A 19,012-nucleotide genomic window follows, 5' to 3' on the forward strand; every position below is an offset into this window, starting at 1 on the left:
CCTTCAGACTTCGAGTGGCGAAGGATGCGCGACGAGTCCGTCGCGGCCATGCTCGAGCACGTACGTTTCGCGGACGAGTTTGCCGTCGACCGGTCCGTGCTCGATGAGCGCGCGGATTAGGCCGTTGCGGTTTTCGAGCTTCAGCAAACGGAATAACGGTTCGCGTCGCATCCGGAAAAAACAGTGCAGCGGCACGTCCGGGTGGAGGGCGTTCCACAGGTAGCGCGACGGCTCGAAGTCCGGCAGCCGGGAGAGCGCGGCGAGGACGTGGCGGATGCGCCATGTTCCATGTCGGCTGGTGATCCGTGCCGCGGCGCGTTTTGCGAGCATCGCTTCCCACCAGTTGGTGACCGGGTCTTCGTGGGCCTCGACGATTTCCTCGACGAGTCCCTCGGCATGCCATGACAGCCCGGCGTGGAGTTGTTCGCGGGTGATCCGCCCGGCGTCGAACTCGTCAAACAGTTGGGGCGGTGTCGGTCGGAAGGACATGGCCGACCCAAGACAAGCGCGGCCCGTGGCGAATGCACGGGAAAAGTTGGCGATGTGATGGGGCGTGGGGTTCAGCCGTGCTTTGAAACAGCGGTCGACCGGGGGCGGTCGACCCTACCTGCTGGAGCCACGCGGTCCGTTTCCTCAGCTCTCGCCGCCTTCCATCTTCGAGATGCCTTCGAGCGCCTCGATGATGTGGTCGTTGACCTTGTGGTTAACGCTCTCGACTGCCGCGCGGATCGCGTTGCGCATCGCGGTGGCGGTGGATCCGCCGTGGGCGATGATCACGACGCCGTTCACACCGAGCAGCGGGCTGCCACCGTAGGCTTCGGCATTCGCGCGCTCCTTCAGGTTGACGAACGCGCCCTTGGCAATCATCGCGCCGAGCTTGCGGACGGGTGAAGCGAGCAGTTCCTGCTTCAGCCACTTGGACATCGCCTTGGCGGTGGCTTCGCAGCTCTTGAGGACGACATTTCCGGTGAATCCGTCGCAGAGGCAAACGTCGAGCTGCCTTTCGAAAAGGTCATGGCCCTCGACGTTGCCAACAAACTCGAAAGGAGCCCGGCCGGTGGCGACGAACTCCTTGATCAGGGCGAAAGTTTGTTTGGTGAAGGCGGTGCCTTTTTCGTCCTCCTCGCCATTCGACATGATGCCGACTTTCGGCAATGCAACTCCATAGACGCCCTTGGCGAAGGCGCTGCCCATGATGGCGTATCCGAGCAAGTGGGTGGGCTTGGCTTCCGGGTTGGCACCGGCGTCGAGCAGGTGACAGGGGCCGAATTCGTTCGGCAGGCCGGAGGCGATGCCGGCGCGCTCGATCCCCGGAATCAGTCTCAGCTTGAGCTGGGCGGCGGCGACGCAGGCGCCGGTGTTGCCGGCGGACACGAAGGCGTCGGCTTCGCCGGCCTTGACGAGGTCCATCGCGACCGAGATCGACGACTGCTTCTTGCGTCGTACCGTCTTTGCTCCGGGTTCGGACATGCCGATGACTTCCGGGGCGTGAACCAGCTTCACGCGCGGATCGGCGAGGTCGAGACCGTGCTTCGGTGCCTCCTCACGCAGGATCTCCTCGTCACCGACCACCAAAAGTGTGGTCAGCGACGGGTAGCGGCGGAGCGCATCGGCTCCACCTTCCAGATTGACCGCCGGTGCGCGGTCGCCACCCATGGCGTCGAGGGCAACTCTCATGCGTTCAGTGCGAGGGCTGGATACAAGAAATCACCGCGCCGGGAAATCCCGGGGCGGCGATTGGAAAAGGTCCGGGAGCTGCCTCAGAAGGCATCCACTTCGAGCACCTTGCGGCCGCGGTAGTAACCGCAGGACGGGCACGCGATGTGGGAAGGAACGCGGGAATCGCACTCCGGGCAGGTCTTGAAGATCGGTGCGCGCCAGCGGTTGGCGCCACGACGCATCTTCTGACGGCTCTTGGATTGACGGCGCTTCGGTACGGCCATGACTGGAAAGGGTTAGCGTTCGGAATCGGTGTTCTTGAGAGCGTCCAGGGCGGCCCAGCGGTCGTCCCCTTCGGCGCGGGGCGGCGTCTCTACCGCATCGTCCCCGGGTTTGTCCACTGCCAAATACCGCGGATCGATCTCGCACTGCTGCGGTTCGTCGGCGTCGTCGCAGCGGGGATCCGACGGAAAATGGATGAGAACCTCCTCCCGCAGGGCCTCGGTGGCGTCGATTTGGCTGGAATCCTCGATTTCAATGGCGATCGCGGCGTTTTCGACCCGGATCGTCTGGACGAACGGATGCAGCGTGCGGACGCAGGTAAATTGAAATGGGGTCGAAAGCGTGCCGGTGAGGAGCAATTCGGAGCCGAAGCGCTGGGCGTAGAGGTCGTAAAAGAGCGGGCCGGTCGGCTGGGCGTCGTCCTTCGGCAGGTCGAAAATGTCCGGCGGTAGCTCTCCGGAGAACTGCTTGCCTTCCTCCGGCAGGGTGGGGAGATCGATGAGAAAGCGTTTCATGGAGGAATCATCCGGCATCGGTCGCGGATTGTCCAATGCGCAGGGTGGGGGAAACCAAGGTAGGGACGAGCGCCCCGCTCGTCCGCGGTGGGAAGCTCGGGTCACCTACCGGCCGACGGACGAGCGGGGCGCTCGTCCCTACCTTTGAGAAGGATACGGCGGAAGCAGGGCCAACACCTCGGCGGGCGAAAGCCCTGACTCCCGGTAATGCCGGATCGAGCGCGCGTCGTCGCGTTTGGCGAGGCGGCGGCCGGACTCATCGGTCACCAGAATGTGATGCAGGTATTCGGGCTGCGGCAGGTCGAGCAGGGCTTGCAGCACACGGTGAACGTGAGTCGAGGGCAGGAGATCTTCACCGCGGGTGACGAGCGTGATGGCGTCGTCGGCATCATCGATGACCACCGCGACATGATATGAGGTCCCGATGTCCTTGCGGCCGAGCACGACGTCGCCAAGCAGCTGCGGGTCCACCTGGATCTTCCCATGGACCCGGTCACTGAAATCGAGGGGTCCAACTCGTGCCGCTGCCGCTACCGCATCGAGGCGCCAAGCGGGCTGGGCCTCAGCTTCGAGGCGCTCGTTTCGCTCGGCCTCACTCAAGCGTCGGCAGGTGCCGGGGTAGAGCGGGCCTTCGGGGCCTTGGGGTGCGGCCGCCATGCCGGCCAACTCGGCTTCGACCTCACGGCGGGTGCAGAAGCAGGGGTAGATGACGCCGAGTTCGCGCAATGCATCGAGCGCTTCGGCGTGACGTGCGGAGCGATCGAGTTGCCGCGGGGTCTCGCGGTCGCAGCCAAGTCCGAGCCATTCGAGGTCCTGACGGCCGGATTCGTAGTAGTCGTCGCGGACACGGGTGTGATCGATATCCTCGAACCGCAGGAGGAATTCACCGCTCTCGCGACGCGCGCAGTGCTTGGCGACTCCCGCGGCGTAAGCGTGACCGAGATGCAGCAGGCCGGTCGGGCTGGGGGCGAAACGGGTGACGGTCACGGGAGATTGCAGGATGCAAAATTTCGTTCGCGCGACAAGGGGCTTGAGCCTAAGGGTGGTGCGCCAAGACTTGGGAATGAAAGACAAGCGAGTGATCATCGTGGGCGCGGGCCCTGGCGGGCTGACGGCGGGCATGATCCTGGCGCGTCGGGGCTTCGACGTGACCATCGTCGAGAAGCGCGACCGCGTCGGCGGCCGCAATGCCGAGCTCAAGGTCGGTGATTTCTCATTCGATACCGGACCGACTTTCCTCCACCAGAAGTTCACTCTCGACGAGGTTTTCCGCGAAGCCGGGCGCAATGCGGAGGATTACATGGATCTCGTCCTCCTCGATCCGATGACCCGGCTGACGTGGGGCGACCTCTCGATGGAGACGACCTCGGATGAGGAACGCATGGCGGCGAATGTCGAACGCGCCTTTCCCGGTCACGAGGAGGGGTTCCGCCGCTTCATGGATGATCACGCGGTCAAGCTGCGGGCGATCTATCCATGTCTTCAGCGACCCTACCACAAGCTCGGCTCCTACATGAGTTCGTCGCTGGTGAAGGCGGTCCCGTACGTCGCCACGGGAAAGTCGGTGGTCGATGTTCTGGAGCGCTACTTCAAAGACGACCGCCTGAAGCTCGCCTTCACGTTCCAAGCGAAGTACCTCGGGATGTCGCCGTGGAAGTGTCCGGCTCTCTTCAGCATCCTCTCCTACACCGAATACAAGTATGGCATCTACCACGTGCAGGGCGGGCTCTGCCGGATCTCCGACGCGATGGCCGAGGTCTTCACCGAGCATGGCGGCAAACTTCGCCTTGGCGCATCGGTGAAGGAACTGCGCTTCAGCGGCGGTCGCGTGACCGGGGTGGAGTTGGCCGACGGCGAGTTGCTCGAGTGCGACGATGCGATCGTCAATGCCGACTACGCGCACGCCATGTCGACCCTGATGAATGGCCACTCGGTGCCGGCGGAACGGCTCGAGCGGAAGAAGTTCTCGTGCTCGACCTTCATGCTCTATCTCGGGCTCGACAAGGTCTACGCGGACGAGCCGCACCATCACATTCTCTTCGCCGACGACTACCGCCGGAACGTCGAGGAGATCCAGAGCGAGCGGGACATCTCCGACGACATGTCGATCTACGTCCGCAATTCCTGCGTGACCGATCCCTTGGTCGCGCCTGAAGGAAAGTCCGGGCTGTATGTGCTGGTTCCGACGATCAACACGCGCAACGGGCTCGATTGGTCGAAGTTCCGCGACGTGTACCGGGACAAGGTGCTGGCGAGGATCGAGCAGCGGACCGGCATGAAGGATCTCAGGGATCACATTGTTGAGGAACGCATCATCGATCCCGACGACTGGCGCAATGGGATGGATGTCTTCATGGGGGCGACATTCAATCTCGCCCACACGCTCGACCAGATGCTCTACCTCCGCCCGCACAACCGGATGCAGGGGTATGAGAATCTCTATCTGGTTGGTGGCGGCACCCATCCGGGCAGCGGTCTCCCGACGATCTACGAGAGTGGTCGTATTTCCTCCAATCTGCTGTGCGACAGCCACGGCGTCGGTTACGAGCGCGTTGATCTGGCGCCCTCGTTCCTGTGACCCCGGCTTTCCGTTTGCGGAAGGGGAAACCGGCGGGATGATTCTCCGTGCGCGTCTGGCGATTCATCAGGCTATTCCGAATGATCTTCGGTCCGGCGGACCGGCTGGACACCGCCGAGATCGAGCGGATGGGGTTGCTGGCGGTAAAGATCGCGCAGATGTATGCGATCCGCGGCGACCTGCTCGGCCCGGAGAAGGTCGAGAAGCTCGGCAAGCTTTTCGAGGAGGCCAGCCCGATGCCGGAGGGGCGCTTCCTAGAGGTGTTTGATGCCGAGGCTCCCGATGCACTGAAACGCGATCTCGAACATCTGGACGACGAGCCGTTGGCGGTCGCGTCACTCGGTCAGGTGCACCGCGGGCGGTTGAGCGACGGCACCGAGGTGGTGGTGAAGGTCCTGCGGGCCGATCATGCCGCCGAGTTCCGTCGCGATGCCGCAGCGGTCCGCCTGATGGCGAAGACCTCGGTGTTCTTCTACCGCCCGCTCGAGCGATTGGCCGATCCGGTCGGGACGCTCGACAACATCGTGTCGATGACCGAGACGGAAATGGATCTCACTGCCGAGATCCGTGGCACGGAGCGGCTGCGTGAATTGCGCGACCAGGGAGTCGCTCGGCTTCCCCATCTGTCGGATCTCCATTTTCCGAAGGTCTTCGAGGAATACACCACACCGGGGATCATGGTGTCGGAGTATCTCGAAGCACCGAGCGTCCGCCGATTGCTCGATGAGCGAGGGTTCTCCTACGAGGCATTGCTGAAGTTGTTCCGGATCCACGGATACTACCTGTTTCACCTTGGCGAGTTCCACGGCGACTTTCATCCGGGAAACATCCATTTCGCCGGCGGGAGTTTCTGGTTCATCGACAATGCCAACGTCGAGAAGGTGGACCGCGCCTTCTCGGGCGGCCTGCTGGCATTCATGGAAGATCTGGGGAAAGGCGACTACCGGAAGGCGGCCGAATCGATCGCGGCGCTGGCAATCGAGCCGCTGGAGGACCCGGCGGAGTTCGAGCGGAAGTTCGCGGAGCTCTATCGCGACTTCGGAGGTCGGCCGATCGGCGAGCAGAGCCTGACGCTCCAGATGATGCGGACGATCCGGATGGCGGTCGAGTGCGGCATGGAGTTTCCGAAAGGCGCGTTTCCGGTGATCAAGAGCCTGATGTATCTCGACGGTATGGCACTGGCCTGTGCGCCCGAAAAGCAGCTGCTCGACGATGTGGCCAAGTTTGCCGGGGATTTCCGGTAGCGGTGGACAGGAGGATGGACCGCAAGCTTCAGCTCGCTGCGGGGAATCTTTGGCTCCGGGGCGAGCTGAAGCTCGCGGTCCGTTGCGGGGCGGTCCCGGGCGTTTGTCCTTGCCCCGGAGGGCTTCATCGGGAGAATCCGCCGCCCCGCAGCCCGGGACCCCTACCATGAGCGAACACTCCACCTTCGAAGAGATCGGCCAGTGGCTGGAGGAAGCCGAGTCCTTCGCATTGCTCAGCCACGTGCGGCCAGACGGCGACGCGATCGGTTCCCAGATCGCGCTCGGGTTCGCGCTTGAGGCGATGGGGAAGAAAGTTCGCCTGATCAATGAGGACGGATTGCCCGACAATCTCGCCTTTATGGCCGGTTCGGACCGGATCGAGACTCCTCCGGACACACCTGTGGCAGTGGATGTGGTGATCGCGCTCGATACCGCCACCAAGCCACGGCTCGGTGATCGGACCCTGGCCTGCGTCGGGGGCTGCAAACGGTGGATCAATATCGACCACCACAAGTCGAATCCTTCCTACGGCGATCTCAATCACATCGACGACTCGAGCCCCGCGACCGGTCAGATCCTCTACAATCTGATCACCGAACTCGGCCTGCCTCTGCCGGCGGAAAGCCGCGACGCGATCTATGTTGCCGTTTCGACGGACACCGGTTCTTTCCAATACTCTGGAACGACCGCGGACACCTACGAGATGGCGGCGGACCTGACGCGTCGGGGTCTCGATGTCGGTGGCATCAATGCCCTGACCTACGATAATCATCCGATGCGCCGCGTCGAGCTGATGCGCTCGCTGCTGAACACCCTCGAGGTCGAGGGCGATGGCCGAATCGCGCACTGGGAGCTGACGCGTGACACCGTTGAGCGTCTTCAGCTCAAGCCCGAGGACAGCGAGGGACTGATCGACATCATCCGTGCGATCCAAGGCGTGATCGTGGCCTTGTTTTTCGAGGAACTCCCGGACGGCAAGATCCGGGTCTCGATGCGCTCCAAAGACCGGCGGGTCGACGCCTGCAAGGTGTGCATGCAGTTCGGCGGCGGTGGCCACGCCTTGGCGGCCGGCATCCGCATGGCCGGACCGATCGGCGACGCCCGCCGCAAGGTGCTCGATGCCGTCATTGCCGAGCTTCCCGATTCCTGATTTTCGATTTCATGAGCCGACCCAATCCCGTTTCCGGAGTCCCTGCTGGCGTGCTGGTGGTGGACAAAGCGCCTGACATGACCTCTCACGACGTGGTCGCGATCGCACGCCGTTCGCTCGGCACCAAGAAGATCGGCCACTGCGGCACGCTCGATCCGATGGCGACCGGCCTGCTGATGCTCGTGGTCGAGCGCGCGACCAAGATCCAGGACCTGCTGATGAGCGAGGACAAGGAGTATCAGGGCACGCTGACCCTTGGTGTCTCTACGACCACGCAGGACCGTCAGGGTGAGCCGGTTGAGGAGAAGGAAGTGCCCGCCTTTAGCACCGAGCAGATTGATGCGGCGTTCGGCGAGTTCACCGGCAACTTCGAGCAGATCCCGCCGATGGTGTCGGCGATCAAGAAAGACGGTGTGCCTCTCTACAAGCTTGCCCGGAAAGGGCAGGAGGTGAAGCGCGATCCCCGTCCGGTGTATGTGAACGAGTACGAAATCAGCCGCGTCGAATTGCCCGAGGTCGACTTCCGGGTCGAGTGCTCGAAGGGGTTCTACGTTCGCACGTATGCCCACGACATCGGCCAGTCACTCGGCTGTGGAGCGCACCTCAGTGCCTTGCGTCGCGTGCGTTCCGGCCGCTTCACCCTGGAGCGGGCGATCACGGTCGATACCCTCAAGACCGCTCCTCGCGAGGATCTTTTCAAGAGCATCATCAGTCTCGCCGAGATTTCGCTGATGCGCGGAGCGTAGGATTCCTCCATGGAAGAGAACCCCTACCAGGCCCCGGCCGTTGCCGAGGTTGCGGCGACGGTGCAGAGCGACGCCGAGGCCATCCGCCTGGAGCACATCAAGCACGAGGCATCGCTCAAGAGCCTCGGGAGCCTGATGCTGCTCGGAGGGCTGCTGGTGGTGGTGTTCATGGTATTTCCGCTGTTCTTCGTCCAAGGTTCCCCAGGTGGGTTCGGCGGGTCGGAACTCATCATCATGGGGATCGTCGGAGTGCTGGCGGTTTTCCAGATCGTGGTCGGCTACTCGCTCGGGAAGCTCGCCTCATGGACGAGGATTCCCACCATCATCCTGTGCGCGCTTGCTCTGATCAACATACCGATCGGGACGCTGATCGGGGGATACGGACTCTATCTGATCCTCAGTGCGAAGGGGCAGACGATCTTTTCACCCGCCTACCGGGAGATCATCAACAGCACGCCTCACGTGAAGTACCGGACACCGGTTTGGATGTGGATCGTGCTGCTGCTGGTGATCGTGCTGATCGTTGTCGGGCTGCTGGCGCCGCTCTTCTTCGCTTGAAGCCGGGTTTGCGGTGGCAAGAACGCCGCGGTCAAGACACGATTCCGCCGATGCAGCGCCTCAGCTCGATTTCCGAACTCGCCGCGCTCGAGGCACCCGTGCACCTAGCCCTCGGGGTATTCGATGGCGTGCATCTGGGGCATCAGGCGGTGATTGCGAAGGCGGTCGCGGCGGCACGGGCGTCGGGAGGAACGGCGGGGGTGCTGACCTTCGATCCCTATCCGCTCCGGGTGCTTGCTCCGGAGAAGGCGCCCCAGCGGCTTCTCGCGTCACTGGACCACAAGGCGAGCATCCTCGAGCCGCTCGACGTCGACTTCCTCCTCGCTCTGCCGTTCGACCGGAGACAGGCCTCGGTCGAGGCTGAGGACTTCGTGAGCGCATTGGTCGGGGCTGGCGCCCGGACCATCTGTGCCGGCGAGGACTGGAGGTTCGGGCACAAGCGGAGCGGGGATAGCCGGTTGCTCGGCGAGCTGGCGGGGCGACTCGGATTCCGTTTCGAGGCGGTACCGCCGGTGATGATGGATGGCGAGCGGATCAGCAGCACCCGAATCCGGCAAGCGATCCGCGATGGCAATCTCGACGCCGCGGCCGGGATGCTTGGGCGCCCGTACACGGTGGCCGGCACGGTGATCGAAGGCCGCAAGCTGGGCCGTGAACTCGGCTTTCCGACGGCGAATCTGGAACGGGGCGAAGAACAATACCCGCCGGACGGGGTGTGGGCGGTGCGTGTGTCGATCGGAGGGCGCCAGCTTGATGGGGTCGCCAATCTCGGCATCCGTCCGACCATCGACGGTGAGGATCGCCTGCTGGAGGTCCATTGTTTCGATGTCGACGCGGATTTCTACGGCCAGACGATGGAGGTCGAGTTCGTTCGCCGGATCCGGGGTCAGGAGAAATTCGGGTCGCTTGAGGAACTGAAGCAGCGGATCGGCGAAGACCGCGCGGAGGCCATGTATATACTGCGTGGTGCGGAGGGTGTCTGAAGGACGCATTTTCCCGATTTTCCGCTTACTCTGGCGGGGGCTGGCCCCTATAAGCCCCCGGAAACCCCGCATGCCTGCTTTTCGTTTTCCGGTTTCCCTGTCTGCCAGCCGTGCATCGCTCCTCGCGACGGCCATCGTTTGCATGGGTGGTGCTCTGTCTACCGTGCAGGCTCAAGGTCTGTCCGATCTCGCCCAAGCCGAGCTGAACCGGCGGGCCGCCAATGCCGCGGAAGCTCAGGAACTGCTGCTCAAGGGGGACGAAGCCTACGAAGCCGCCCGCTATGATGAAGCGGCCAAAGCCTATCGGGGCGCGATTGATTTGTTGCCGGAGAATGCGCCGGCGGTAGCCGCCCAACGTCAGGCGGCGCTCCAACGCTACTCGCAGGCGTCGGTAGAGCGGGCTCGCGAGCTGCGTCGATTCGGAGACCTCGAGGGTGCGAATGCCGCCCTTGATGCCGTCCTTGACGACAATGTGGCGCCGAACGATTCCGCAGTTCTCGCGATGCGCGAGCAGTTGCTCGACCCGATCCGCACGAATCCCGCAAGTTCGAAGGAGCATACGGCGAACATCGAGGAAGTCCGCCTGCTTCTCTACAAGGCGGATGGCGCCTACGAACTGGGCAAGTTCGACGAAGCTCACGCGGTCTACGAAGACGTGCTGCAAGTGGATCCCTACAACACGGCGGCCCGACGTGGGATGGAGCGGGTCGCGGCGGCGCGTGGTGACTATTACCGGGCGGCCTACGACCACACCCGCGCTGAGATGCTTTCAATGGTCGACGCCGAGTGGGAGCTTCAGGTCCCGGCACCGGATGAGGTCCGGAGTGGCCCGATTTCGCAGGGCGGTGGCGCGGTGGTCGACTACATCGACAAGCTCGAGTCGATCGTGCTGCCGGTGGTCGCTCTGGAAGACGTCACGCTCGCCGAGGCGGTCGAGTTCGCACGTCAGCAGTCGATCGCTCTGGATACCTTCGAGCTCGATCCCGCCAAGCGCGGTATCAACCTTGTGGTCGATGTCGGTGGCCCGGACTCGGACGTCGGCAAGACGATCCGGGGAATCACTTTCAGCCTCAACCTGCGCAACGTGAAGCTGGGTCAGCTTCTCGACTACATCGCGGAAGCGACGCGCACGGTCGTCAAGAAGCAGCCGTTCGCGGTGGTCTTCAAGCCCGCGGGTGCCGACTCGACCGACATGGTGGTCCGGACCTACCGCGTGCCGCCCGATTTCCTGACCTCGGGAGCCGTTGATGGCGACGACGCCATGGCGGTGAATGATCCTTTCGCACCCAAGCCCGAAGGTGGGCCGGGGCTTCTCGCCAAGCGCCTGACCGCGGAAGAGAAGCTCAAGAGCCGCGGTGTGCCGTTCCCGGAGGGAGCCTCGGCGACCTTCAATTCCGGCTCCAGCACGCTCCGGGTCCTCAACACGGCGACCAACCAATCGATGGTCGAGCAGATCGTCGAAGCGATTTCCAGTGACGAGCCGACCTCGGTGATCGTCGAGGTGAAGATCATCAAGACCCAGGAACGGACGCTGAAGGAAATCAGCTTTGACTGGGTGCTCGGAAACTTCGGCTTGGGAGGAAGCGGGGGAGTTCCCGGCACCGCTGCTGGCTACCTCGGTGGCGGCACCACCGGCAACGGTGCGCCGATTACCGATGTGAATGGTGGCACCGGTTCCCTTTTCAGCAACCCGGTGACCGCGGGTAACCGCAGCGGTTCGTATGCGATCACCGGCGACTCGATCGATGACGCGATCAACAACCGCAGCGGCGGCATCCGCGCCCGCGCTCCGGGAACACTTTGGGTCAACGGCTTCTTCAACGACGCCTACGTCTCGATGCTGATGCGCGGTCTCGACCAGAAGAAGGGATCCGATCTGGCTGCCGTGCCGTCGGTCACCACCCGTAGCGGCCAGCAGGCTTCCGTCCGCGTGACGCGGGAATTCATTTATCCCACCGAATACGAGCCGCCGGAACTTCCGAACCAGGTCGGCGGCGGCGGCTTCATCGACCTCAACACGGGAGAGGCCTTCCAAGAGGAAATCGGTCTGGTTCCGGTGACCCCGGCGACACCTACCGACTTCGAGATGCGAGAAGTCGGTGTGATTCTCGACGTGCTCCCGACTGCCAGCAAGGACAAGCGCTACGTCGACGTGAACCTCAAGCCGAGCGTGGTCGAGTTCGATGGCTTCATCAACTATGGCACACCGATTCTTGCGGGGCAGACCTTCCAGCTCAATCCGTTCGGCGGTGGTCAGGGACTTGCGGGCTTGTTCACGCAGACACCGCAGGTGATCACACCGAACGAGATCCTGATGCCGGTCTTCTCGAAGATGGGCACCGAGACCGCACTTACGGTCGCGGACGGAGCCACGATCGTCATCGGCGGGTTGCTGGAGGAAAGGAGCCAGACAGTGAATGACAAGACGCCGATCCTCGGGGACATCCCGGTTGTCGGGCGATTGTTCCAGTCGAATGCCTCGGCGCCCGTGAAAACCGCGATCATCTTCCTCGTCAAAGTCCGTGTGGTCGATGCTGCCGGGCGCCCCTTCAATCCGTAAGCGGGAGCGACCGTCTCCGAGAACCGCGTCGCAGATTTCCGAACGATGTCCGACACCGAACCGGATAACTACACCGTCGATGACATGATGCGCCGGCTCCGTTCCAGGAGCGAGGAGTCATCGGAAGGGGAGCCCCAGTTGGTCACGCGGGCCGATGGCAGCCAGGTGATCAAGGTCAAGCGTCGCAAGCGTCGCAGCCGCCAGCCTCACAAGGAAGCCGAGGCCAAGCGGCGTCGGCGCACCTTGGTGGTCGCTTCCTTGGTGACGGTCGCGGTGATGGTGATCGGACTTGGAGGCTTGGCGTGGGTGCTCTACCTCAACAGCGGAGGCTACCGCGATCAGGTCTCGGCGCGGGTGGCGGAGTGGACCGGGGCTGAGGTGGAGATCCGGTCGTTCCGTGCCACCCCGGTCAGTGCGGCGGCCGACTACATCGAGCTCAATTGGCCGGACACCTGGCCGGCGGCCAAGCTGCGGGTGCACCATCTGCATACGGATCTTATGCTATCCAGCCACGTGACCGATGTTTGGTCGGGTCAGCAACTCGGCGGCAGCAGTGGAGAGCTGACCCTTCGTGCGGCACCTCCCGGCAAGGTGGAGGTGCCGGCCAGCGGCACGCTGCCTTTCCGCATGCCTGTGAGTGTGGGTCAGCTGAATGTCCGGTTCGGCGACGGTGAGCGAGCCGCCTTCGCGGTCTACCGGGCCCAAGCGACGCTGGGTGTGGCGGATCCCGAGCATCCGGAGCCGAATATCATGCTTCAGGACGGCACCTGCCAGATCAAAGGGTGGGGGCGGTTCGACGTCAACTTCGCCTCGGTCAAACTCGGAAAGGGCGGTCCTACGCTCGGTTCGTTGCAGCTTTCGCCCGATTCGGAAGACTCAGCCGAGTTCCAGCTTTTCGGGGAGGGATTTCCTCCGATCCGGATTCACGGTGGGGAGTCGGAGTTCCGTCTCGCCATCCGCGAAATGCCTTCGCTGATTCTTTTCGGCCCCGGCTTGGGTGCTCTCATCGAGGGAACGTTCGAAACCCCGTCGGAAGACAGCACGGGCCGTGCGTTCGTCGATGTGTCCGACATTTCCAAGTTGCGGATCGATGCTCCTCTGCGCAGCAGCAGGGCCTCGGTTCTGAAACTCTATCGCTTCAAGATGTTCGACGTTTTGAGTCAGGCGCTGGACAGCCCCCGATTCACCCAGCCGAGCTTCGGAAACGAATCTTCTTTGCGCGTCACCCGTACGGCGGACGAGGTGGTGCTCAGCGACATCGATCTGGAAGCCGAGGGAATGCTTCGCCTGCGGGGCGAAATCCGGGAAGGTGCCGGAGGCAAGCTGGGCGGCGAGATCGAGATCGGACTGGCAGAGTCATTCATCGCCGTCTCGACATCCCGTGCCTTGCCCCAGGTTTTCAATCGTCTCGAGGGCGGCTACCTGTGGGCGAAAGTCCAGCTCTCGGGGACGTGCAAGGCGCCCTCGGACAATCTCGAGGAACTCCTCAAGTCGGCTCTTGATTCGGTTCCCGCGACTTCGGGAGGGGACCGCGGCCTTGAGGATGAATTCCGGGACCTGACGGCGCCGGAGAACTGATCTCCGGCCCTTTCTTTGCTTGTGGAGACAGGCCTTGGCTTTCAAGTTGGGGAGGATTCCTCCAAGCGAATGCAAGCGTCCTCCTTCCAACCCTACTTCGAGAATTTCGGCCAACCGGGAGCGCCTCACGCCGGCAGTATCAACGCCGCGGCGGGTGTCGCTCTCGACCGCGAGCTCCGGGCTCCCGTCGACGCTCCGGGAAGAGGGTTCCTGCTCCGTTCGCCCCGCGCGGGATACGGTAAAACCCACCTGCTTGAGAAGCTTCGGCAAGGCCTCTCGGGGACTCATGAGTTCCTTCCCTTGAGGCCTCTTGACGGCCGGCATGTGCATCCCGGCGCAGCCATCGAAGATGCCTTGAGACGTCTTACCCGCCAGCTTCCGGCTTCGGGTGGGCTGACCAGCCTCGATATCCACGCCCGCCACCTGTTCGCCCATGGCCTCCAGCCTCTGGTCGTGTCAGGGGAGGTCCCTTGCCAGGATCGTGAGGCGGCCGCGATGGCGTTGCGGAAGCGCCCGGTCGAGACCTTCGACTTCCATCACCCGCAGGCCGTGACCGCGCACTGGACGCGTGAGAATTTCGAGGTGCTCGGACCCCGCCTTTCGCTGGAAATCAGCCGGTCGACCGGAGGATCGCTCAACCAGGTAGCCTTCTGGGTTGCCGCGTTGTTCCGCTTCGCAATTGCCTCGCCCGAGCATCCGGGACGCGCCGGAACCTTGCTCCAACACGCCGCGGACGGTGCCGACGCGGAACGTTTCGGAACTTTCCTGGCGCTGATCTCCCGGCTCAAGAGAGTGGTGCTCGTCGTCGACGATCTTGAAGGCGTGCATGGCGATCCCGGCGGAGCCCGCCGGGTCGCGGGATTCCTCGCCAGCGTCCGGCAGGATGCGCCGCGCATCGATATTGTCGTGTCGATCAATGACGACGTCTGGGAGAGCTCGTTCATGCCCGCCCTGAGCGGTGGTCTGCGCGACCGGCTATCGGAAGTTCCGATCCGCCTCGATGCGCTGGACGACGACAAGATTGTCTCGCTTCTGGCGTCGCGGGGTCACGGCTCCAACGCCCGTGAAATCATCAACCGGCTCGAACTGCGGCCTGAAGACCGGTATTCGCGGAGAGTGCTGCGGCTCGCGGAGGATCTCTTGAAGCGGGAACCCGAGTTGAATGTTTCGCCGGCGGAGGAATCGGAAGCCGAGGATGGGGACGAAGAACCGGCTCCATTCGAGAAGGTGGAAGACTCGCCGTTGGCGACGGTCGGCGAAGAGCGCTGAAGCCTGTCAACCGGCCCATTTTTCCCTTGCCTAGGGTCGGGCCCTGACCTCATCTTCCGCCCGCCCCGCAAGGGGCGACCCAAATAATCCGGTGTAGCTCAGCGGTAGAGCGGGTGGCTGTTAACCACTAGGTCGTTGGTTCGATCCCAACCGCCGGAGCCAATGGAAGGCGCTGACCCTCAACGGGTCGCGCCTTTCGCCTTTTTCGGTCTCTGTGGCGGTGTCGGCACCTTGTGTGAGCCGTTGGTGATGAGGTTGCTTTCGAGGCTGTGCTCGTGCGGGTGGCTTTCCTAGCCTAGCGAACATGAAGGTGCGCGGAATCGGGGCGATGGTGGTGGTGCTGATGCTGGTATCCTGTGCCGGTTCGGCTTGGAGGGAGGAGAGGGAGGTTGCCCGGGGGGCGGGAGGCAGGACTTGGACGGACTTCGTGATCTCGAATCGCGACGGGATGCATCGCCACCTCACCTATGACGAGGAACTGCGGGATCTTGAGACGGCCTACACCCATGCGACGCCGGCCGAGAAGGACCACTTGTTCGCGATCTACTGCCAAGTGAAGAAGGATCAGGCTAGGGAGCTCCAGCGGCAGGAACGGTCCCGGGCATGGGCGGCCGCCGTCGCGAACTCCTCATCGGGCTCCTCACAGGGTTACACGAAGCCTTCGGGAGGTGGAACCAGCTCGTACGATGATGCGCTTGAGAGAAACAAGCGGATGTTCGACAACGACACCGCGAGGCGGCTGCAGTACAACCAGCCACAACTGAGGAGTAATCCGAACACGAGCTACTGAAGCGATCGTATGGCTGGTCGGGTAATGGTCGACTCGGAGGCGGATGAGGGTCATGTCCGAAGTTCCGGAGTGATCCGCTTCGAAGAAGGTCTGATTCGCTATGAAGGGCAAGCCGGCGACGGTTGGGAACTGGCCCTATCGGATGTGGTGGTAATCGGTGAGTGCACAAACCAGAACGGCCCGTTCGCGGATGATTGGTTCCTCTGTTTCGCAACTGGTCCCCGAGAATGGTATGAGGTTTCGGGCGACGCAGGCGGATATGGTGACTTCCTGCACGAGCTCGGCATCCGTTTGGGAGAAGCGCTTTCACCCGGACTCTTTTTCTCCACCGATTTCGCGAGCGTGATCCTCTGGCCTGGGGAATTGCGCGGGAGACCGATGTTTCGATATGCGAAGGTCACATCGTCGTCCTGGCTCATGCGGTTGCTGCGGATTCCCACCGTCGAGCAGCGGCTTTCCGGTGAAGTTTCGGCATTGTGCTCGGAGGATCGCGCCTCTTGAAATCCCGGGTCGAAGGGAGTCGGGCTGGGCAGGGATGGAAAGACGGTCGGGCTTGCCCACCTTGTCCGTGGAAAGGGGGGATTTTCCGAAATCCAACAACTGGTGGCTTGTGAATTGGCCGATGTTTGGGATGCTCCGCCCATGAAGTCACCTTTGCTGTTCGGATTGCTTGCGGCTTTCGCCGCCCTTCTCCTGTCGAATTGCGGGTCCCGTGGCGGGCTGGCCGCCGAAGAAGAGGCGGTCGCGCCGGAGGCACACGAGATGAAGCAGTTCCGGCGTTCCGAGTACGAGCAGCGCGGGGAAAGCCTCGGTTGGAGGTGAGTCCACGGCCCTTCGCGGGTCATCGTCGGCTGCGCCAGAGCCGGCTTCAGCTCCCGGTATGGTCGGAGAACCGGTAAGGGTCGTCGTGATCCTTCATCTGCCGAAGCAGTAGTTCCTCGAGCTCTTTCCGCTTGGCTTCGAACTCCGGCTTGGCGGCTAGGTTGGTCTGCACTCCGTCCGGCTTGATCCCCGTGAGCTTCGAGACGGCGGAGTCATGGTGGGCGGGGAGCAGCTCAAGCGGGTTCGAGGCGAGATCGAAAAGCTGGGTATGAACGGTGCCGTTCTTCTCGTCCTCGTACTTCACCAGTTTCCAATCGCCGCTTCGTACGCTGCGGATTCCCGGTTTGGTTCCACCGCAGTAGACGCCGTAGAGGGTGTCTCGGACCGTTTCCTTCTTGCCTTCAAGGATCGGGCGGAGGCTGGTGCCCTCATTGGTCGGAGGGGACTCGATGCCGGCGAAGTCGCAGCAGGTGGCGAGCAGGTCCATGAGGTAGGCGTTGCCGGGTGCCCGGTGTCCGGCCTTGATCCCGGGGCCCTTGACAATGAACGGGACGCGCCATGTGTGCTCGTAGAGGTTCTGCTTGCCCATCAGGCCATGCCGGCCGATTGCGATCCCGTGGTCGGAGGTGTAGATGACGATGGTGTTCTCCAGTTGGTCCATGGTTTCCAGTTTCGCGAGCACCTTGCCGACCTGGATGTCGATGTTCTCGCTGCAGGCGAACTCGCGGCCGATTTCGTTCCGCACCGTCGCCGGGTCCCGCTTGTCCCAAACCCCGGAAACGTTGACTTCGTCGCGGCAACCCATGTGGGTGCTGTCGAACGGGTGGCGCGGGAGATAGTTCGGTGGCAGCGGTGGTGACTTTGCCCCGAGTTTCGGCAGAACGGACCGGTCGGTGTGATTGCTCGCACCGTATTTCGCCAGCAGATCGTCCTTGCCGTTCCGGGTATCGTGCGGATGCGAAAAGCCGAAGTAGATCAGGAACGGGTCCGGGTCCTTTTCCACTTCCCGCTGTGCCAGATAATCGAGGACCTGCTGCGCATGCCATCCGCTGCCCAACGGGTCGGGGGCGTCCCGCTTGCTGGCGTCCCTGACGACCTGGAACTTCCGGTTGGCGGCCGCGAACGAGTTCCCGTTCTTGCAAGTACGCATGGTGTCGTAGCCGGCCCGGTTGAAGACCGCGGCGAGGCTGTTGTCTGCGAGGCTCGCCGCCAGCTTCGCTCCGGCTCCGTCGCGCTTCTTTCGCGGTAAATGCCAGACAGAGGCGCCGGACATGATCATGTGGCGTGACGGAGTGCACACGGCTCCCGACCACGAGCCCATGTGATAGGCGGCATCAAGGACCGTGCCCTCGGCGGCAAGGCGGTCGAGATTCGGGGTTTCGAGGGTCGACTTGGGGTCGTAAAAGCCGAAGTCCGACGTGGCCTGGTCGTCGGCAACGATGATCAGGAAGTTGGGTCGCTTTCCTGCTGCGGAGAGTGACAGGGGGGAAGCCAGTAGAATGGCGAGGGCGAGTGTTTTCATGGTTCAAGGGTTTCGGGGACGCGGGGTTGGCGATTCAGTTCGGCATACAGACACTTCCAAGTCGGCCAATTATGATCGCCCGCCAGCCAAGCAGCCTCGCCACGGTTAAGGAACTCGCGTTGGAAGAGCTTGCTGGTGGCGGCGAGGCGGTCGGAGCGACCACAGCCGAGCAGGAGGTCGGGACGGGAATGTCCGTTAAGCCATTGTTTCTGCAAACCGATCCACACTCTGCGACTGAACCCGTCGGGCTCAGGGCCTTTTGGCCTCCACGATTCGAGTCCGGAGCTTGCCCGGATGTCCTCAATGACTTCCTCATCCCCGAGAAAGGGAGAAAGCAGCACGAGCGACTTCGCCATTCCGGGATGTTCGAGGTCGTAGAGCACGGCACCGAGCCCGCCCATCGAGATGCCGACGAGGGTGACATCTCGGATGCCCGCCTCACGCGCGGGCACAACGAGATCGCGATGGATACGCTCGGTCGCACTACGGTTCCGGTAGTAGCCGATGTGCAGGTCCGGGGCGACAATCGTCGCCGAGGGGTGCTTGCCCCGGACCAGTTCGAGGAATCCTTCGCGCCGGAACTCCGATGGGAGGCTGTGGCGGCCCGGGAGGAGGATCACGAGCTCATCGGCCTTGCCCTCGGGCTCATGCGTCTCGGTCGGCACGGGGACGGGTGCAGGCCGGGGCAGGAAGGTGCAGGCGGGGAGCAGAAGAAAGCCGAGCAGGGGAAGGAAGCGTCTCATGCGGATCAGACTG

The 19,012-nt window shown here is 63.1% G+C and carries 19 protein-coding genes and 1 tRNA gene; 13 read left to right on the top strand and 7 right to left on the bottom strand.

Annotation, left to right across the window (positions count from 1 at the left end):
- Positions 1 to 3: 3 nt before the first annotated feature.
- The 5 genes from HAHE_RS16525 to gluQRS form a co-directional block, all read right to left on the bottom strand.
- Positions 4 to 489, bottom strand: a complete 486-nt coding sequence (locus tag HAHE_RS16525) for a hypothetical protein (RefSeq protein ID WP_338685967.1) — start codon at positions 487 to 489, stop codon at positions 4 to 6.
- Between the two features lie 144 nt (positions 490 to 633).
- Positions 634 to 1,677, bottom strand: a complete 1,044-nt coding sequence (plsX, locus tag HAHE_RS16530) for a phosphate acyltransferase PlsX (RefSeq protein ID WP_338685968.1) — start codon at positions 1,675 to 1,677, stop codon at positions 634 to 636.
- A gap of 83 nt (positions 1,678 to 1,760) precedes the next feature.
- Positions 1,761 to 1,943 (bottom strand): 50S ribosomal protein L32, encoded by a 183-nt coding sequence (rpmF, locus tag HAHE_RS16535; protein ID WP_338685970.1) that lies wholly within the window; start codon positions 1,941 to 1,943, stop codon positions 1,761 to 1,763.
- Positions 1,944 to 1,955: 12 nt separating this feature from the next.
- On the bottom strand, positions 1,956 to 2,456 hold the full coding sequence (locus HAHE_RS16540) for a hypothetical protein (RefSeq protein ID WP_338685971.1): 501 nt from the start codon (positions 2,454 to 2,456) through the stop codon (positions 1,956 to 1,958).
- A 138-nt stretch (positions 2,457 to 2,594) separates the two neighbouring features.
- Positions 2,595 to 3,443 (bottom strand): tRNA glutamyl-Q(34) synthetase GluQRS, encoded by an 849-nt coding sequence (gene gluQRS, locus HAHE_RS16545; protein WP_338685972.1) that lies wholly within the window; start codon positions 3,441 to 3,443, stop codon positions 2,595 to 2,597.
- 13 nt (positions 3,444 to 3,456) lie between these two features.
- On the opposite strand from gluQRS, the gene HAHE_RS16550 reads away from it, so the two are divergent.
- From HAHE_RS16550 to HAHE_RS16610, 13 genes are all read left to right on the top strand, one after another.
- The gene (locus HAHE_RS16550; RefSeq protein WP_338685974.1) at positions 3,457 to 5,034 is read left to right on the top strand and encodes a phytoene desaturase family protein; all 1,578 of its coding nucleotides are present in this window, start codon (positions 3,457 to 3,459) and stop codon (positions 5,032 to 5,034) included.
- A gap of 80 nt (positions 5,035 to 5,114) precedes the next feature.
- Positions 5,115 to 6,278, top strand: coding sequence for an AarF/UbiB family protein (locus tag HAHE_RS16555; protein ID WP_338685976.1), 1,164 nt, complete (start codon positions 5,115 to 5,117; stop codon positions 6,276 to 6,278).
- 166 nt (positions 6,279 to 6,444) lie between these two features.
- Entirely contained in the window at positions 6,445 to 7,428 is a 984-nt protein-coding gene (locus HAHE_RS16560) for a bifunctional oligoribonuclease/PAP phosphatase NrnA (protein WP_338685978.1), read from the top strand.
- Between the two features lie 11 nt (positions 7,429 to 7,439).
- Positions 7,440 to 8,174, top strand: a complete 735-nt coding sequence (gene truB / locus HAHE_RS16565; RefSeq protein ID WP_338685980.1) for a tRNA pseudouridine(55) synthase TruB — start codon at positions 7,440 to 7,442, stop codon at positions 8,172 to 8,174.
- Positions 8,175 to 8,183: 9 nt separating this feature from the next.
- A complete protein-coding gene (locus tag HAHE_RS16570) occupies positions 8,184 to 8,732 on the top strand; it encodes a hypothetical protein (RefSeq protein WP_338685982.1) in 549 nt (182 codons plus the stop codon).
- A 50-nt stretch (positions 8,733 to 8,782) separates the two neighbouring features.
- Positions 8,783 to 9,715 carry a bifunctional riboflavin kinase/FAD synthetase gene (locus HAHE_RS16575; RefSeq protein WP_338685983.1) on the top strand — a complete coding sequence of 311 codons (933 nt, stop codon included), beginning with the start codon at positions 8,783 to 8,785 and terminating at the stop codon, positions 9,713 to 9,715.
- Between the two features lie 70 nt (positions 9,716 to 9,785).
- Positions 9,786 to 12,275, top strand: coding sequence for an Amuc_1098 family type IV pilus outer membrane protein (locus HAHE_RS16580; protein WP_338685984.1), 2,490 nt, complete (start codon positions 9,786 to 9,788; stop codon positions 12,273 to 12,275).
- Positions 12,276 to 12,320: 45 nt separating this feature from the next.
- A complete protein-coding gene (locus HAHE_RS16585) occupies positions 12,321 to 13,853 on the top strand; it encodes a hypothetical protein (RefSeq protein WP_338685985.1) in 1,533 nt (510 codons plus the stop codon).
- A 69-nt stretch (positions 13,854 to 13,922) separates the two neighbouring features.
- Positions 13,923 to 15,122 (top strand): hypothetical protein, encoded by a 1,200-nt coding sequence (locus HAHE_RS16590; RefSeq protein ID WP_338685987.1) that lies wholly within the window; start codon positions 13,923 to 13,925, stop codon positions 15,120 to 15,122.
- 87 nt (positions 15,123 to 15,209) lie between these two features.
- Positions 15,210 to 15,284, top strand: a tRNA-Asn gene (locus HAHE_RS16595).
- 142 nt (positions 15,285 to 15,426) lie between these two features.
- On the top strand, positions 15,427 to 15,912 hold the full coding sequence (locus tag HAHE_RS16600; RefSeq protein WP_338685988.1) for a hypothetical protein: 486 nt from the start codon (positions 15,427 to 15,429) through the stop codon (positions 15,910 to 15,912).
- A 69-nt stretch (positions 15,913 to 15,981) separates the two neighbouring features.
- Positions 15,982 to 16,413, top strand: coding sequence for a hypothetical protein (locus tag HAHE_RS16605; RefSeq protein WP_338685989.1), 432 nt, complete (start codon positions 15,982 to 15,984; stop codon positions 16,411 to 16,413).
- 141 nt (positions 16,414 to 16,554) lie between these two features.
- Complete coding sequence (locus tag HAHE_RS16610; protein ID WP_338685991.1) at positions 16,555 to 16,734, top strand: hypothetical protein; 180 nt, start codon at positions 16,555 to 16,557, stop codon at positions 16,732 to 16,734.
- Between the two features lie 46 nt (positions 16,735 to 16,780).
- On the opposite strand, the gene HAHE_RS16615 is transcribed toward HAHE_RS16610, so the two are convergent.
- Both HAHE_RS16615 and HAHE_RS16620 read right to left on the bottom strand, forming a co-directional pair.
- Positions 16,781 to 18,256 (bottom strand): sulfatase-like hydrolase/transferase, encoded by a 1,476-nt coding sequence (locus tag HAHE_RS16615; protein ID WP_338685993.1) that lies wholly within the window; start codon positions 18,254 to 18,256, stop codon positions 16,781 to 16,783.
- Positions 18,253 to 18,999, bottom strand: coding sequence for an alpha/beta hydrolase (locus tag HAHE_RS16620; protein ID WP_338685995.1), 747 nt, complete (start codon positions 18,997 to 18,999; stop codon positions 18,253 to 18,255). Before HAHE_RS16620 ends, HAHE_RS16615 begins: the two co-directional genes overlap by 4 nt.
- Positions 19,000 to 19,012: the final 13 nt, after the last annotated feature.

Source organism: Haloferula helveola (genome assembly GCF_037076345.1).
GTDB classification, from domain to species: Bacteria; Verrucomicrobiota; Verrucomicrobiia; order Verrucomicrobiales; family Akkermansiaceae; genus Haloferula; species Haloferula helveola.

Coding starts and splice junctions, on each gene's coding strand:
- HAHE_RS16540 (WP_338685971.1), bottom strand. CDS start 2,456: ATGAAACGCTTTCTCATCGATCTCCCCACCCTGCCGGAGGAAGGCAAG.
- HAHE_RS16560 (WP_338685978.1), top strand. CDS start 6,445: ATGAGCGAACACTCCACCTTCGAAGAGATCGGCCAGTGGCTGGAGGAA.
- HAHE_RS16610 (WP_338685991.1), top strand. CDS start 16,555: ATGAAGTCACCTTTGCTGTTCGGATTGCTTGCGGCTTTCGCCGCCCTT.
- rpmF (WP_338685970.1), bottom strand. CDS start 1,943: ATGGCCGTACCGAAGCGCCGTCAATCCAAGAGCCGTCAGAAGATGCGT.
- HAHE_RS16570 (WP_338685982.1), top strand. CDS start 8,184: ATGGAAGAGAACCCCTACCAGGCCCCGGCCGTTGCCGAGGTTGCGGCG.
- HAHE_RS16600 (WP_338685988.1), top strand. CDS start 15,427: ATGAAGGTGCGCGGAATCGGGGCGATGGTGGTGGTGCTGATGCTGGTA.
- HAHE_RS16590 (WP_338685987.1), top strand. CDS start 13,923: ATGCAAGCGTCCTCCTTCCAACCCTACTTCGAGAATTTCGGCCAACCG.
- HAHE_RS16575 (WP_338685983.1), top strand. CDS start 8,783: ATGCAGCGCCTCAGCTCGATTTCCGAACTCGCCGCGCTCGAGGCACCC.
- plsX (WP_338685968.1), bottom strand. CDS start 1,677: ATGAGAGTTGCCCTCGACGCCATGGGTGGCGACCGCGCACCGGCGGTC.
- HAHE_RS16615 (WP_338685993.1), bottom strand. CDS start 18,256: ATGAAAACACTCGCCCTCGCCATTCTACTGGCTTCCCCCCTGTCACTC.
- HAHE_RS16525 (WP_338685967.1), bottom strand. CDS start 489: ATGTCCTTCCGACCGACACCGCCCCAACTGTTTGACGAGTTCGACGCC.
- HAHE_RS16555 (WP_338685976.1), top strand. CDS start 5,115: ATGATCTTCGGTCCGGCGGACCGGCTGGACACCGCCGAGATCGAGCGG.
- HAHE_RS16585 (WP_338685985.1), top strand. CDS start 12,321: ATGTCCGACACCGAACCGGATAACTACACCGTCGATGACATGATGCGC.
- HAHE_RS16550 (WP_338685974.1), top strand. CDS start 3,457: ATGCAAAATTTCGTTCGCGCGACAAGGGGCTTGAGCCTAAGGGTGGTG.
- HAHE_RS16620 (WP_338685995.1), bottom strand. CDS start 18,999: ATGAGACGCTTCCTTCCCCTGCTCGGCTTTCTTCTGCTCCCCGCCTGC.
- truB (WP_338685980.1), top strand. CDS start 7,440: ATGAGCCGACCCAATCCCGTTTCCGGAGTCCCTGCTGGCGTGCTGGTG.
- HAHE_RS16580 (WP_338685984.1), top strand. CDS start 9,786: ATGCCTGCTTTTCGTTTTCCGGTTTCCCTGTCTGCCAGCCGTGCATCG.